The sequence below is a fragment of the Mesorhizobium sp. C372A genome (genome assembly GCF_030323245.1).
Lineage (GTDB): Bacteria > Pseudomonadota > Alphaproteobacteria > Rhizobiales > Rhizobiaceae > Mesorhizobium.
In genome coordinates, this window is record NZ_CP100475.1 from 3,112,679 (window position 1) to 3,127,590 (window position 14,912).

Sequence of the window (14,912 nt, forward strand, 5' to 3'; positions counted from 1 at the left end):
CAGCGCCGATGGCCTAGATCGCGGCAAGCGGACAAAACACGGCAGGTTTCCCATCAACAGAGATCAGAGAAGAGCGGCGGGTGCTGGAGCTGGCGGACAGCCGCCGCTGGGCCTCGACCAATATGTGCAGCAGGCGCTGCAGCTGCATCAGGCCGGGCGCCGGCAGGAGGCCGAGACGCTGTACCGGCAGGTGCTGGCGCGCAAGGCCAATCACCCGGCAGCGGCGCATTTCCTGGGCCTGTTGCTGCACCAGACCGGGCGCAGCCCCGAAGGGCTGGAGCTGATCGAGCAGTCTGTGCGTCTGCAGCCGAAGAATCCCGATTTCCTCAACAATCTCGGCACGGTGATGCGCGATCTCGGCCGCGTTGCCGCGTCCGCCGATTTCTTCCGCGGCGCGGTCGATCTCAAGCCCGACCAGCTCGCGGCACGCGACAATCTGGGTTCGGCGTTGAAACAGCTCGGCCAGTTCGAGGCTGCGGAGGACATCTATCGCGGCACAATCGGGCGCAATCCCTTCCATGTCCGCGCCCGCATCGGGCTTGCCGAAACGTTGCAGGAAGCCGGTCGTCTGGATGAGGCGCTGGCGACCTTTCGCGAGGCGCTGACGATCCGGCCCAAGGATGCCGACCTGTTGCATGGGCTCGGCGTCGGGCTGATGGAAAAAGGCAAGCTCGATGAAGCGGCAGACCTGTTTCGGCAGGCGTTGGCGATCACGCCAGGCATGGCAAAGGCCTGGCTGATGCTGACGCAGGTCAAGCGCCAGAAGGAGCGCGACGCCGAACTCGCCGGCATGGAGGCCCAGCATGCCAAGGCGCCGGCCGACAGCCTGGCGCGCATGCAGCTGTCCTTCGGTCTCGGCAAGGCCAATGACGATTTGAAGGACTACAACAGGGCCTTCGACTATTTCGCTGAAGGCAATGCGATCCGCCGCAAGGGCATCGATTATGATCCGGTCAGGACGCGGGCCGAATTCGAGGCGATGAAGACGGTGTTCAACGCCGGCTTTTTCGAAAAGCACAAGCCAAGTGCAATCTCCGACGACACCCCGATTTTCGTCGTCGGCATGCCGCGCTCCGGCACCACGCTGGTCGAACAGATCATCGCCAGCCATCCACAAGTCTATGGCGCGGGCGAGCTCAGCATGTTGAAAACCGCGGTCGGCAAGCAATTTCCGCTGACCATGCCGGGAGGTTTCCCCTGGGGACTGGTCGATGTATCCGACGCGGAGTTTGCGGAGGCGGGCCAAGCCTATCTCGACATGCTGCATGAGCGCTATCCCAACTTCAGGCATGTCACCGACAAGATGCCCGGCAACTTCCTGCTCATCGGCTTCATCCATATGATGCTGCCGAAAGCCAAGATCATCCATTGCGCGCGCGATGCGGCGGCGACCTGCCTTTCGATCTACAAGGTGCATTTCCGCGGCGACAACCACCGCTACGGCTATGATCTGGGCGAGCTCGCCGATTTCCACAATATCTACACCGACATCATGGCGCATTGGCACGATGTTCTGCCGGGCGTCGTGCATAACGTGCGTTACGAGGATTTCGTGGCCGACCAAGAGGGACAGACGCGGGCGCTGATCGGGCATCTCGGCCTGTCCTGGGACGACAAGGCGCTGTCGTTCCACGAGACCGACCGCCCGGTGCGCACGGCCTCGGCCGCGCAGGTGCGCCAGCCGATGTATCGGGGCTCGGTCGATCTCTGGAAGCGCTATGGCGACAGGTTGAAGCCGCTGCTGGACAAGCTGGCCTGAGCAGCGGCTAAAGCTCGATGAAGGGCTGGAAGCCGCCGAAGATCATGCGCTTCATATCGAAGGGCATGGGCCCCAAATCGGGTGTCAAACGGGGATCGGCCATCACCTTGGCATTACCGCGTCGCGGCTTTGCCTGGACGAATAGACGGCCCAATCAAAGACGACGATCTCGTCGTCTTTTGCCTGAACGGCACGCGGAAACGAGGTCAACTCACCATAGGGCACGTCGTCGGCGGTACATTCGACATAGGCGAGCGCTCCGTGTTCCTTCCATATCGGGCCTGCGAGGTTGGCCAGCTTCTTGTAGTCATCGATATTTGCCTTCGGCACGGCGAGCACGAAACCATCGACATAGGACATTGGGTTTTCCTTGGAGTATCTCACAAAGCTCCTTACCGGCGTCAGCCGGTGAGGAGCTTTGTCAGCGGTGGTCAGTCTTTCTTCGCCGGCGCGTTCATCGCCCATTCGACCCCGAAGGGATCGCGCATGTTGCCCCACTGGTCGCCCCAGAACATCAGCTGCAGCGGCACTGCGACTTCGCAGCCGGCATCGACCGCGCGCTTCCACCAGCCATCGATCTCGTCGGCGCCGAGATGGAGCTGCATGGTATAGCCCTGCGGCTTGACGGCAGGCATGCCGTTTTCGGGGTAGAAATCGGAAATCATCAGCGTCGAGCCGTTGATGTGGAGATGGATGTGCATCGTGCGGCCCTGCTCATCGGGCGGATAGAAGAACACCTGTTCGGCGCCGAAAGCCTTCTTGTAGAATTCGGCGGCCTTGAAGGCGCCGTCCAGCTGCAGATAGGGGGTCAATCCACCGAGAACTTTCGCGGCCGGCTGAATGGGGGTCTGGTCGGTCATGTCTTGTTCCTCTTTGGGTTTGGTCTGGGCATTTGGTTTGGCCTTGCGAACCCTAGGACGAACGAGCCGGCCGCGATCCTACATGTCTGATGCGATTTTCTGGCGAAACGAACTTGCGTCGGCGGCGCCCAATCAGAGCGCAATGCTCGCTGTCAGCAGGCTAGAAAGGGGACTGCTCCTTTAACCCCGCTGAGACGACAATGATCCTCTATTACCAGACCCATTCGCCCTTTGCGCGCAAAGCGCTCGTCTTCGCCCATGAGGTCGGGCTTGCCGACCGGCTCGAGGTCATTCATCACGAGACCAGCCCGACCTTGCGCAATGCCAGTGTCTACGCCGAAAACCCGCTCGGCAAGGTGCCGGTGCTGCTGCGGCCGGATGCGCCGCCGCTCTTCGATTCCGATGTCATCTGCGCCTATCTCGATACGCTGCATGACGGCCGCAAATTGCTGCCGCAGGACGGCGAAGCGCGCTGGCAGGCGTTGCGGTTGCAGGCGGTCGCCCAAGGCCTGGCGCAGACGGGCATAGGCCTGCGCTGGGAGACGGAAAGGCGGCCCGAACAGTTGCGCTATGCAGCGCTTGCCGAAGGCTACCGGGAAAAAATCGAGGCCAGCTATGACTGGATCGAAAGCGCGCTGGACGACGAGACACCGCTCCATGTCGGCCATATAGCGCTTGCCACCACGCTGTCCTGGATGGCGTTCCGCCAGCTGCCGTCCTTTCGCGCGCGGGCGCGGCTGACGCGCTGGTTCGAGGCGTTCGAAAAGCGTCGATCGATGCAGGCGACGCCGCTGTCGGGCGATACGCATGACTGAGCAACGGTCGCCCCGCGGCGGCCTGCATCGATCTTTCCCGACCGCATGGTCAGGGCGCCCTGCAGATCCGCGGGCCGTTTTGCGCGTCGATGAGGATTTCCGGCCAGCCGATATCCTTGCGCAGTTCGATCGGCAGGGCCAGAAGCTCGCGCTCGCTGCGATAGCGGGCGCGGTTCTGTGCGTAACGGGCGGCGACGCGGCCTATGGATGACAGAATGGACATGATGCGTTCTCCTCAGATGAAGCCGGCATCATCGTGTCGGCATCCCAAGGACGCAGCAGGTTCAGGCGATCCGACAGAGCGCTGAAAATATTTGCGGGAGATGCGAAAGCATGGGCCGCAACACGGTACGGCCCATGGTGGTAGTTCCTCAGCCCGCCGTTTCAGCCACCGAGCGGAAGAAATCCTCGGGGTCTTCGACTTCGGTCAGCTTCCGCTTGTCGATCAGCCAGAAGCGGTTGCCGATGGCGCGGATGAAGGAACGGTCGTGCGAGGCGAGCAGGCAGCTCGCCTGATGTTCCAGCAGTTCCGCTTCCAGCGCTTCCTGGCCGTCTATGTCGAGATGGTTGGTCGGCTCGTCGAGCAGGTAGAAGTTGGGGTTGGCGAGCCTGAGCGCCAGCATCATCAGCCGCGCCTTCTGGCCACCGGACAGCACGCCGATCTTTTTCTCCTGCATCTCGATGACAACGCCGGCGCCGGCAAGCAGCGAGCGGGCGCGTTGCTCGCCGACATCGTAGCGGTGCGAGACCAGGGCCAGCGGCGTGTCGTCGCCACTGATGCCGGCCAGCGCCTGGTCGCTGTAGCCAAGCACCGTCGACGGCGTCACCTTGACGTTCGGCACCGTGTCCGGCTCGGCGATGGCGTTGCGGATCAGATCGACGAAACGCGACTTGCCGACGCCGTTGCGGCCGAGCAGCACGATGCGGTCGCCCTGGCAGATGTGGCGCTTGCCGGTCTTGAACAGCAGCGTGCGGTCCGGCGTTTCCACTGCGGCGTCATCCAGCGTAATCAGCACCTTGGCATGGGTGCCGCGGTTGGCCAGCCGGATCGCGCCGGCCGATTTCTCGCGATGCGCCGATACCGCGGCGTCTTCCAGCTTCTCCGCCCGTTCCCTGAGTTGCTTGGTCTTCACCGTCAAAAGGTCGCTGCCGGAATTGATGCCGATGTTGTTGAGCTTGGCGGCCTGCTTGCGCAGTTGCTGCGCCACCTTCATGTCGCGCTCGAACCGGCGCGCCGTCGAGGCGTCCAATTCGTCCAGGGCCTGCCGCGCCCTGGAATAGGGCAGTGCAAACACCGGCGAGTCCTCCGGGCGCAAGAACAGCGTGCGGTTGGTGACGGCGTCGAGAAAGGCGCGGTCGTGACTGGCGATGACCACCGGCACTTCGCGCGGCAGGGCGTTCAGCCAGCTTTCCAGCTGGCTGATCTTGGCGAGGTCGAGATGATTGGTCGGCTCGTCGAGCAAAAGCACATCCGGATCGGTGACCCAGACGCGGGCGATCAGCGCCAGCCGCTGCCATCCGCCGCTCAGCGCCTGCATCGGCCGTTCGCGCATCGGCTCGGGCACGTCGAGCGAATCCAGCACCACGTCGACGCGCCACATCTCGCTGTCGGCCTGCTCGGCCGGCAAGGCATCGGCCACCACCTGATGGAAGCTGCGGCTGAGAAGGGCTGGCGGAACCGACTGCTCGACATGGCCGACACGCAGGCCGCGCGTGCGAGAAATGTCGCCCGAGGTCGGCTCCAGCGCGCCGGTCAGGCATTTAAGCAAGGTCGACTTGCCGCGGCCATTGGCGGCGACGATGCCGAGCCGGTCGCCGGCGCCCATGGTGAGGTCGAGATTGGAAAACAGCGGCGCACTCATGGTGACGCCGAGGGATTTGAGGCTGATCAGGGCCATTGCGATTTCTCTGGTCTTGCCGGAGACAACTCCGGATGCACTTTGACGGTGTGCTTGCCGGCCGTCAGGCTCAGCTTTGCGCACCACGAAGGGCAGACCAAAAAATCGAAACGGGAAAAAACCGTGATGTCCCTGGTCAGCCCTGCAAGCGAACTCGCAGGGCAGAAATCGGGCCACGCTGACGATGGTGATCGATAGACACGCAGCCCTCCTTTCAAGACAAAACTTTGAGTGTGTGGAGCGATTACACCAAAGGCGGGGGTGGAGGCAAGTGGGCGACGGATGCGGCGGTGGTGGAGCGCTCTTCCCTTCTCCCACAAGGGGAGAAGGAAAGAGGTGCTATTTCCCCGGCCGTCCCGTCTTCCCCGGCCGCCGCTTATCACGACGCGCATCGCCTGGGTCCTCGTAGGAGCCGATGCCAGCACGCTGGCGAATGATTGGCTTGGGGGAATCGTCGCGATCCTTCGCGCCCCCCTCTGTCCTGCCGGACATCTCCCCCAGCTGGGGGGAGATTGGGTTTGGCTTGGCCGGCACTTTTCCTTCGACCGGCTTTTCGGTCCGCCGCACGGTCATCTCGTCCAGCGAGTTTTTCTTGAACAGCGGCTTGGTGGCATCGCCCGGAATGCCGAAGTCGGAGCCGTGCGCTTCCTGCGCCGACTGTTTCTTGAACAACGAGCGCGACACCGCGCCTGACGGTGTCGGCATGTCGGTACCAGGCCCCATATCGTCGATCGACGGCTTGGCAAACAGCGGTTTCTTCACCGGCACGGCGCCGTCGGCACCCATTTCGTCGAGCGCCGGCTTGCGGAAGAGGTTGGACCGGGCAGCCCTGGCCGCCTCTTCAGCCGCGCGTGCGTCGTCGAACTTGCGAAAACGCTCCTGTTCCTCAGCCGTACGGTGCTTGGCCACGCCCTTGTTGTGCTTGCCCTTCTCGCGGCCGGAGACCGGGCTTTCCATGTCGGCGTATTTGGCCAGCGGGTCTTCCGAGATGGACAGTTCCATCTCGCGCAGCCGCTTGATCTCGTCACGGATGCGGGCGGCCTTCTCGAAGTCGAGATTGGCGGCGGCGTCGCGCATCTGCTTTTCCATGGCGTCGAGATGAGCCTTGAGATTGTTGCCCATCATCGCACCGGCGCCGTCGGTGAACTGCGAGATATCGGCGCGGACATGGTCCTTCTCGTAGACCGAGTCCAGAATGTCGGAGATGCGCGACTTCACCGATTCCGGGGTGATGCCGTTGGCCGCGTTCCATTCCATCTGCTTTTCGCGGCGGCGGTTGGTCTCGGCCATCGCCCGCTCCATCGAGCCGGTGACCTGGTCGGCATAGAGGATGACCTTGCCGTCGACGTTGCGGGCGGCGCGACCGATGGTCTGGATCAGCGACGTCTCGGAGCGCAGGAAGCCCTCCTTGTCGGCGTCGAGGATGGCGACGAAACCGCATTCAGGAATGTCGAGGCCTTCGCGCAGCAGGTTGATGCCGACCAGCACGTCGAAAGCGCCGAGGCGGAGATCGCGTAGAATCTCGATGCGCTCCAGCGTGTCGATGTCGGAGTGCATGTAGCGAACGCGCACGCCTTGCTCATGCAAATATTCGGTCAGGTCTTCGGCCATGCGCTTGGTCAAAACGGTGACCAGCGTGCGGTAGCCGGCGGCCGTGGTGTCGCGGATTTCGCCGACGACATCGTCGACCTGGCTTTTCGCCGGGCGGACTTCGACCGGCGGATCGATCAGGCCGGTCGGGCGGATGACCTGCTCGGCGAACACGCCGCCGGCCTGTTCCATCTCCCAGGCGCCGGGTGTCGCAGAAACCGCGACGGAGAGCGGACGCATGGCGTCCCATTCCTCGAAGCGCAACGGGCGATTATCCATGCAGGAGGGCAAGCGAAAACCATACTCCGCCAGTGTCGCCTTGCGCCGAAAGTCGCCACGATACATGCCGCCGATCTGCGGCACGGTGACGTGGCTTTCGTCGATGAAGACCAGCGCGTTGTCGGGGATATATTCGAACAAAGTCGGCGGCGGATCGCCCGGCTGGCGTCCCGTGAGATAGCGCGAATAGTTCTCGATGCCGGCGCAGGAGCCGGTGGCTTCCAGCATCTCAAGATCGAAGCGGCAGCGCTGTTCGAGCCGCTGTGCCTCCAGCAGGCGGCCGGCGCGCTCGAGCTCGACCAGCCGGTGCTTGAGCTCCTCCTTGATCGACTTGATCGCCTGGTTGAGCGTTGGACGCGGCGTCACATAGTGCGAGTTGGCGTAGATCTTGACGCTCTTCAGCTCGCCGGTCTTCTGGCCGGTGAGCGGATCGAATTCGGTGATCGCCTCGATCTCGTCGCCGAACATCGAGATGCGCCACGCCCGGTCTTCAAGGTGAGCCGGGAAGATTTCGATCGTGTCGCCGCGCACGCGGAACGAGCCGCGGACGAAATTGATGTCCTGGCGTTTGTATTGCTGGGCGACGAGATCCGCGAGCAGAGCCCGCTGGTCGAGCCGGTCGCCGATCTGCATCTGGAAGGTCATCGCCGTGTAGGTCTCGACCGAGCCGATACCGTAGATGCAGGACACCGAGGCGACGATGATGACGTCGTCGCGCTCGAGCAGCGAACGCGTGGCCGAATGGCGCATCCGGTCGATCTGCTCGTTGATCGAGGATTCCTTCTCGATGAAGGTGTCGGTGCGCGGAACGTAGGCTTCCGGCTGGTAGTAGTCGTAGTAGGAGACGAAATACTCGACCGCATTGTCGGGGAAGAATTTCTTGAACTCGGAATAGAGCTGCGCGGCCAGCGTTTTGTTGGGCGCCAGGATCAAAGCAGGGCGCTGCGTCTGCTCGATCACCTTGGCCATGGTGAAGGTTTTGCCGGAGCCGGTGACGCCGAGCAGCACCTGAGTGCGATCATTGTTGTCGACGCCCTCGACAAGATCCTTGATGGCGGTCGGCTGGTCGCCGGCCGGCTCGAAATCCGACACCATCTTGATGGCGATGCCGCCTTCGGATTTTTCCGGGCGGGCAGGGCGGTGCGGCGTCCACAGCACGCCGTCCTTGTGCAGCGGGTTGCCGGATTCGATCAGCGCCGACAGCGCCGCGACCGTCGCGGTGACGCTGCCCGAGGCCATCGTCTCGGCGTCTTCCAGCGAGATGTCGAGACCGGCGACCGGGTTGAGGCCGGCGGCGGTGCGCTCGCGGGCCGTGGCCGCGCCGCCCATCGAGGTGCCGCGCGAACTGCGGCCGGGGGAGGTTGAGCGTTCCGGAATCTTCTTCGCCACCTTCGGCGGCTTGGCGCCGCCGGAACTACGCCCTTCCTTCTCGGCCTCCTGCTCTATCTGCTCTGCCCAGTCGGCAATCGAGCCGCTCAGCGGCGTGCCGGTGAAGTCGGCCTGCGGCGCCTCGGCGAAGCCGCCTCTGTGCAGAGGCTCCGAGGCATCGAGGAAATCGGTCAGCGGGCTGCGCCGCTTCGGCGGCGAAGCGCCGTTGTCACCCGCCGGAGACGGTGTCTTTTTGTCAGGGAGTTTGGCCATGCCCCAAATATGGGCAGAGTCCGCCAAAATGGAAAGAGTGCAGTGGCGAAGGGCGCTAAGCGGGTCGAAGCTCCTGACACAAGGGTGTCAGGAGATGTGTTACGCGAAGCCAGGCCGCCTGCTCAATTGAACCACAGCGCGAAGGTCAAAAACCCACCGCCACCGAACTGGCGCTGGATCTGGTCGAACTCGCCGCTGGTTACGATCTCACCGCTCTCGAGGTAGGGCGCGATGGCCGGGCCGGTAATCGACAGCACTAGGTCGAAAGGCTTCGGTTCTTCGAAGAAACGCTTCATGTTGATGCCCTGGCCGGTGCTGACCGTGATGCGGAAATGCGGCAGCAGCTTGCGGCCTTCCAAAAGGTCTTCGGCCATGGTCAGAGTGGCGAGCCAGGCCTCGACCTGCTCCTCGCCGACTTCGAGCCCGGTGAGCGGGTTCTCGCCCTTCTGCTGCGGTCCCGGCAGCCATTCGCGGTCATTGTCGGTCTCGGCGCGGATCGCCTTCCAGTCCTGGCGCGACAGCCGGATCATTTCGAGCAGATGGCGGCGCGCCGCTTGACGTCGCTCGGGCTCGACCACCGGCCAGTTCACGAGGTGAACCATGGAGATGAAATCCGCGATGCGCCATTCCGATGAGAAGATGCTGCTGCCCATGTCCCCGGCGGGAGGCACCAGAACGTCCTGCAGCGGCAGTTTGGCGCGCGGGAACAGCATGTGGAACGAGCCGTCGAACATGGTCCTGAAATCATGCGCCAGCCAGAAATCGGCCTGCGCCATCAGGAATTCGGCATAGCCCTGCAGCCAGAAACCGTCGGCCCGGTCGAAGCGGAATGTGAGCGAGGGAGCGGCGCCGTCCGACGAGATACCGCCGCGCGACAGCGAGGCCATGATCGCGGCCATGCTTTCATCCGGCGCGATGGCACCGTCTTCGTTGAGATCGATGCCGGCATGGGTGAGGTCGACGACCATGCCGATATCGGCATCGGCGGGTACCGAGCCCAGAGTGGCCGCGGATGTCTCCAGCCGGTCGCGGAAGGCGACCAGAATGGCGCGGAACTGCTCATAGGTCAGCGGTTCGGGATTGGGATTGTCCGGAATCGGCAGCCGCATCAGCGGCAGCATGAATGATTGCGGGCTTTCGAACCCGTGGCGGTGCAGACCGCCGGCGAGGATTTCCAGCGCGGTGAAGAATTCGCCGGCCCCGGCGGCATAGGCTGACGCCGGATCGCCCTGGGCTGCAGCCTCGAGCGTGGTAAGCGCGGCGTTGCGCTCGGTCACCGTTTTGGCCTCGAACAAAGCGGTTGCCGCTTTGGGCGCGGCAGCGCGGGCCGAAGATAAAGGCAGCAACAGGAGGAGGGCGGACGCCAGCAGGCCTGCAAAACGTGTCATCTCATCCCTCCACTATGCGATGCGCAGACATTACACGCATTTGGCGCCGTGTCTGCCGGCGGCAGTGTTTCAAGGACTGACGGTCGACACTTCCCGGGCAGACCGTCTACACAAGCTAACCGATTGGGCAAACGATTGGGCGTCGCGTGTCGAACTATCCGCTTTCCTACAAACTGTCATGGCTGCCGCGCTTCCTGAAACCGTCTCTCGGCGGCGATGTCAGGGATCTCGCACCGAGGGCGGCGACGACGATCATCGATCCGCCGCCGGGGCGGAAGGTGCGGCTGGCCTTTGTCGGCGATATTTCGGCGGTGGCCAACCGTAGTGCGCCGGAGTGCGATCCGGAAATCGCAAAGCTCTTGGGCTCAGCCGATCTGGTGATCGGCAATTGCGAAAGTCCGGTCGTCGAGCGGCCGAGCGTGGCGTTTGGCACGCGGCTTGGCACGCACCATGCGATGAGCGAGCGGTTTCTTGCCGCGGCGCTTGCCGCCGTAGGCATCGCGCGTGAAAAGCTCGTGCTGTCGCTGGCCAACAACCATGTGCTCGACCAGGGCGTCGCCGGTTTCGACGAGACGGCTGCGGCGCTGAAGCGGCTTGGCATCCGCACCATCGGCACCGCGAAAAAAGGACCGGTCGAGCAGGTCAAGGCCGGGCCGCTGACGATCGGCTTTGCCGCCTTCACACTGTGGCGCAATGGTGACGCCGGGCCATTCACCGAGCTTGTCTCGATGCAAGGCGATCCGGCGGCATGGCCGAGAGGCGCGGCCGACAAGAACATCGATCTCACCTGTGCGGTGCCGCACTGGGACTGGGAGTTCCGGCATTTTCCGCAGCCGCAAACGCAAACGCTGGCGAGGTTGCTGGCCGGTCACGGCGTGGGGCTGATTGCCGGGCACCACGCCCATGTCGTGCAGCCGGTGCAATGGGTCGGCAAGACGCTCGTGGCTTACGGGCTTGGCGACTTCCTCGGCACGGCGCTGGCGCGGCAGCCCTGGCCCGGCCGCATCGCCGGCATTTTCGTCGTCGATGTCAGCGCCGATCTCGGCATGCGCGGTGCGATCGCCGGGTACCGGATGCATCCCTTCATGCGGCTGCGCGCAGGCGGGCATGAGCGGCTGGTTCCGGTCGAGGCGCTGACTGGCCGGGTGAAGGGCAAGGTCCAGGCCAGGCTGAAGGCGATCTTTGGCGACTGACAACTTTCCCGTTATCATAGGTATAATAGGATTTTGCGAGGGGGCGATGGAAGCAGCTGAGTTCATGCCTGATGAAGCGGTGGTCGCCGGCATCAGGAAGAATATCGAGATCTATGAGGCTGGACGGGCTTCGGCCTGCCGCCAGGTGCGCTGGCGGGTGCCGGTGTTTCTGGGGCTGCTGCTGGTTTTTGTCGTGCTGGTGGCCTGGCTGTTCAACAAGGTCGCCGACTTGAACGAGCAATGGTTCTCGACGCCGCATGTGTTCCTCTATGCCGGCGGTTTCTTCGCGGCGCTGCTGCTGTACTTCCTGGCGATCAGGCCGGCGACGCGGCTGCAGCAATCGTTCCGTGACACGCTGCTGCCGATCATCTTCGGCTTCATCAGGGATGTGCGCTATCAGCACAGCGTGACGCCGAATTCCTTCGACCGGCTGCCGCGCGCCGTGGTCGGCGCCTTCAACCGGCAGAGCTTCGACGACATCGTGTCAGGCCGCTACGAGGATTTTCCGTTCGAGCTCTACGAGGCGGAGTTGCGCCAAGGTTCGGGCAAAGGCTCGTCGACGGTCTTCAAGGGCGTCATCGTTGCGTTCGAAACGATCGCGCCGTTCCCCGGCATATTGGTCGCGACGCGCCGCAGCAACGCGGTGGTCGGTTTCTTCCGCGGCATCTTCGCCGGCAAGATGCAGGAACTGTCCAGCGGCGATCCAATGCTCGACGGCGACTACGAATTTCGCACCGACAATGTCGCCGCCGCGCAGCCGCTGGTGAGCGGCCGGTTGGCGCAGGCGCTGAAATGGCTGCACGAGACATGGCGCGATGATCCGGCGCGGGTGGCACTTAATGGCAGCGATGGTTTCCTGCTTTTGCCGCAGCCGAAGAATTTCTTCGAACTGCCCGCCATTTCCGTGCCGCTCGATTACACCAAGCACATCGCGCCGATGATCGCCGATATGGGCGCGATCCTGGCGACCGCGGCTCTGGTGCGCAAGATCGGCGCGACGGATGGCGAGGCCTAAAGCGCCGCGCGTCGAAACGAATTCATGCGACGCGCTTCAGGTCTTGTTTTCATGCATTCGTTGCCCCAAAACGGCGGTCCTGTTTGGGCGCATGCATTAGTCAGGCTGCCGCGCGTCAGCAGTCGAAGCCGTAGTTCTGGCAATAATATTCGACGTCTTCTTGCGCCATCGTCTTGAACATCACGCAGACTGTGAAGCTGCCTACCTGGCGACCGTTTCTAGTGTAGCCCCAGTCGGAAATATCGTCCCGGTTCAATTCGAGTTCCTGGCCGGCCACGACATTGTGCACCGCTTGCGGCTCATTGGCCAGTGTTCCTGCAAAGCCGGTCGCGGTCGTGTGGAAGGGGATGATCCAGAAATGCTCCGAGGCGTCTCCGTCCCTGACCTCGACTTTCAATTTGTAGCTGGTTGTCCCGGCTGGCGGCGCATCCGACAAGGACAGGAATTCATCGAGGCTGGCGCGCGCCTGCGCAATGGCCGCCGCCATGTCCGGATCGTCCCTGGCGACGCCTACAACCTTGTCGCCGCCCTGGCCGGAATCCTGCGCACCGGTCGGAATCGGCGCCAAGGCCGCACCGGGACAGCACGGTTCGAACTGCATGCTTCATGAAATGGCGCTCCTGCGTGTCGATGCCTGACACCATCATGCATCTATCTGGAGTTTTCAACGGCAGTGCGATAGCGTGGTATGGTCCGAACGGCAGGCCGCTCACAACCCGCTCGGCACCAGCCCTGCCAGCCAGTTCGCGGACCGCTTGGCAATGCCGACCGTTGCCGACGCGACGCGGCCGAGATCTGTCTTGACCACGGCGTAGCCGTTCCTGGTGCGGTAGAGCACGCCTGTTCCGCCATCGACCACTTGCTCGTAGGCGACGGGCCGTACCGCTGCTGCCTCCATGGCCGTCGTCGGGGAGCCGACGGGAACGCTCGGCCGATGGCTCAGTTCCGGCGGCAACGGGGTTTGGACATTCCGGCTGGCGGGCTTCAGTTCCGGGCGGGATGCGGCCGCCGCCAGTTGCGAAGAAGACGCCGACCCCTTGCTGCGGCAGATGCCAGAGACCAGCGGATAGTCGAAGTTCTTCTTGTGCAGCATCTGGCTTTTCATCGCCGCTTCGCAGTCGGCGATGGTCGCCCACTTCGCCGGCGTCTCGCCGATATATTCGCAAAGCTTGGCGTCGCAGTCGCAGCCGACAATGGTCATGGCGACAAGGGCGGTCTTGATCACGGTCTTGTCCTTCGGATTGCCCCCCGGCAGCCAGTCCTTCCATCGCGCGCGAACAAGGCGGGATTTTGGCCGCGATCACGCGATGAGCCGGGGGATGCGTTTTTCGGGTACGGCTCACTATAGGTGGATTTCGAGACACCCGGTAGCAGATAGGGCGGGAGCGTGATGCATTTGCAGGAAGAAGCCTGAATAAATCTTGTCGGCTATGGCCGCGACAACTGTTTCTTGGCCCGGTTTTCTACTACGATACTCACGGGGCGATACAACAATATAGGAGGGGGTTGTCATGGGAAGAATTGTCCGGTCCGCTGAGCCTGTGCCGAAAAGGGATTCAACGCTCGAGGGCGTTCCAGGCGATGCTCCGCTCGGCGTCGACGATGACAAGAAAGAAGATCAAGGATCGAAAGGCGGCGACGGCTATCTCGACCGGGTTGCGAAGTACGTGCCTGCCGAAGTCGTGGCATTTTTCATCTTCGTCAACTCCATCCTGGTCAATGCCACCGAGCAGCCGGTTGCCAAGGCGTTGACCGATGCGGTGGCGGAAGAGACCAAAGGCAATCCGGGGGACATTCCGGGTAAGGTGCAGGCAGCCATCTATAAGATTGAAATGGCCGGTATCAGCGTCTGGACCATTTCATGGATCATGTTGATCGTCGCGCTGGCGATGACGCCGGTGTATCTGAAATCGGTCAGCGATTCAGCCGACAATGCGGAGGCTCCGGGAGCCAACATCGTCATGTCGATGCTCGCCTTCCCATTCTGGGCCTATGCCGTCAACGCGCTGGCCCTCAGGCCATGGCATGACGGTGCGCTGGCCAGCATCATGCTCGCCACCTTCACGCTCATCAGCGGCGCCATACGGCCGGAATATATAAACGCTGGCCTCAATTTGGTCCCGGGCATCGGCCCGAAGAAGTAGCTCGGCCCGCCGGGCAGGCCGCGTGCAGGGCGCGGCTTCAGTTGTAGACGCGCTCAAGCCTCGCGCCTGCTTCGAACAGCGCCGGCAGCACGATGTGCAGCTTGCGCACGGCGACGATCAGCCCGGTGCGACGGGTGGCCGGATCGATCGGAAACGGTTGGCTGAACAGCGCCCGGGCGCCTTCGGGCGGAGCGAAGTCTGCCGCCGAAACACGGTGAGCATGATCGCGTCGTTGCCACCGATCTCGACGAAGGACACGCCTCTGTCGATCAGGCGCGGGATCATGTCGGTGAATTGCTGACCGCGCCTGGTGATGAAGTGGTGCCGTCA

13 protein-coding genes and 1 pseudogene are annotated in these 14,912 nt (G+C 63.2%); 6 read left to right on the top strand and 8 right to left on the bottom strand.

Annotated features, from left to right (window positions below; translation table 11 throughout):
• Positions 1–124: 124 nt before the first annotated feature.
• Positions 125–1,759 (top strand): tetratricopeptide repeat-containing sulfotransferase family protein, encoded by a 1,635-nt coding sequence (locus tag NLY42_RS14840; protein ID WP_023701593.1) that lies wholly within the window; start codon positions 125–127, stop codon positions 1,757–1,759.
• 7 nt (positions 1,760–1,766) lie between these two features.
• Here the strand turns inward: NLY42_RS14840 and NLY42_RS14845 are convergent.
• Positions 1,767–2,119, bottom strand: a pseudogene (locus tag NLY42_RS14845) (DUF1428 domain-containing protein).
• Positions 2,120–2,190: 71 nt separating this feature from the next.
• The gene (locus tag NLY42_RS14850; protein ID WP_023705894.1) at positions 2,191–2,619 is read right to left on the bottom strand and encodes a VOC family protein; all 429 of its coding nucleotides are present in this window, start codon (positions 2,617–2,619) and stop codon (positions 2,191–2,193) included.
• 200 nt (positions 2,620–2,819) lie between these two features.
• Between NLY42_RS14850 and NLY42_RS14855 the strand changes: the two genes are divergently transcribed.
• Positions 2,820–3,434, top strand: a complete 615-nt coding sequence (locus tag NLY42_RS14855) for a glutathione S-transferase family protein (protein WP_023672010.1) — start codon at positions 2,820–2,822, stop codon at positions 3,432–3,434.
• Between the two features lie 49 nt (positions 3,435–3,483).
• Here the strand turns inward: NLY42_RS14855 and NLY42_RS14860 are convergent, their stop codons facing one another.
• The 4 genes from NLY42_RS14860 to NLY42_RS14875 form a co-directional block, all read right to left on the bottom strand.
• Positions 3,484–3,657 (bottom strand): hypothetical protein, encoded by a 174-nt coding sequence (locus NLY42_RS14860; RefSeq protein ID WP_023672009.1) that lies wholly within the window; start codon positions 3,655–3,657, stop codon positions 3,484–3,486.
• Between the two features lie 148 nt (positions 3,658–3,805).
• Positions 3,806–5,332, bottom strand: coding sequence for an ABC-F family ATP-binding cassette domain-containing protein (locus NLY42_RS14865; protein ID WP_023754567.1), 1,527 nt, complete (start codon positions 5,330–5,332; stop codon positions 3,806–3,808).
• Positions 5,333–5,671: 339 nt separating this feature from the next.
• Positions 5,672–8,842, bottom strand: a complete 3,171-nt coding sequence (gene uvrB, locus NLY42_RS14870) for an excinuclease ABC subunit UvrB (protein WP_023754566.1) — start codon at positions 8,840–8,842, stop codon at positions 5,672–5,674.
• 122 nt (positions 8,843–8,964) lie between these two features.
• Positions 8,965–10,230: a hypothetical protein gene (locus tag NLY42_RS14875; protein WP_023754565.1), complete on the bottom strand. Its 1,266-nt coding sequence runs from the start codon at positions 10,228–10,230 to the stop codon at positions 8,965–8,967.
• Between the two features lie 146 nt (positions 10,231–10,376).
• Between NLY42_RS14875 and NLY42_RS14880 the strand changes: the two genes are divergently transcribed.
• Together NLY42_RS14880 and NLY42_RS14885 are read left to right on the top strand one after the other, a co-directional pair.
• Complete coding sequence (locus NLY42_RS14880) at positions 10,377–11,423, top strand: CapA family protein (RefSeq protein ID WP_023754564.1); 1,047 nt, start codon at positions 10,377–10,379, stop codon at positions 11,421–11,423.
• Between the two features lie 46 nt (positions 11,424–11,469).
• The gene (locus NLY42_RS14885) at positions 11,470–12,438 is read left to right on the top strand and encodes a DUF3137 domain-containing protein (RefSeq protein ID WP_023754563.1); all 969 of its coding nucleotides are present in this window, start codon (positions 11,470–11,472) and stop codon (positions 12,436–12,438) included.
• 115 nt (positions 12,439–12,553) lie between these two features.
• Here NLY42_RS14885 and NLY42_RS14890 read toward each other — a convergent pair whose 3' ends face one another.
• Positions 12,554–13,006 (bottom strand): YegJ family protein, encoded by a 453-nt coding sequence (locus tag NLY42_RS14890; protein ID WP_245263544.1) that lies wholly within the window; start codon positions 13,004–13,006, stop codon positions 12,554–12,556.
• 141 nt (positions 13,007–13,147) lie between these two features.
• On the bottom strand, positions 13,148–13,663 hold the full coding sequence (locus NLY42_RS14895; protein WP_023754562.1) for a hypothetical protein: 516 nt from the start codon (positions 13,661–13,663) through the stop codon (positions 13,148–13,150).
• Positions 13,664–13,949: 286 nt separating this feature from the next.
• Here NLY42_RS14895 and NLY42_RS14900 point away from each other — a divergent pair, with 286 nt between their 5' ends.
• Both NLY42_RS14900 and NLY42_RS14905 read left to right on the top strand, forming a co-directional pair.
• A complete protein-coding gene (locus NLY42_RS14900; RefSeq protein ID WP_156933370.1) occupies positions 13,950–14,582 on the top strand; it encodes a hypothetical protein in 633 nt (210 codons plus the stop codon).
• A 22-nt stretch (positions 14,583–14,604) separates the two neighbouring features.
• Positions 14,605–14,883 carry a hypothetical protein gene (locus tag NLY42_RS14905; protein ID WP_156933718.1) on the top strand — a complete coding sequence of 93 codons (279 nt, stop codon included), beginning with the start codon at positions 14,605–14,607 and terminating at the stop codon, positions 14,881–14,883.
• Positions 14,884–14,912: the final 29 nt, after the last annotated feature.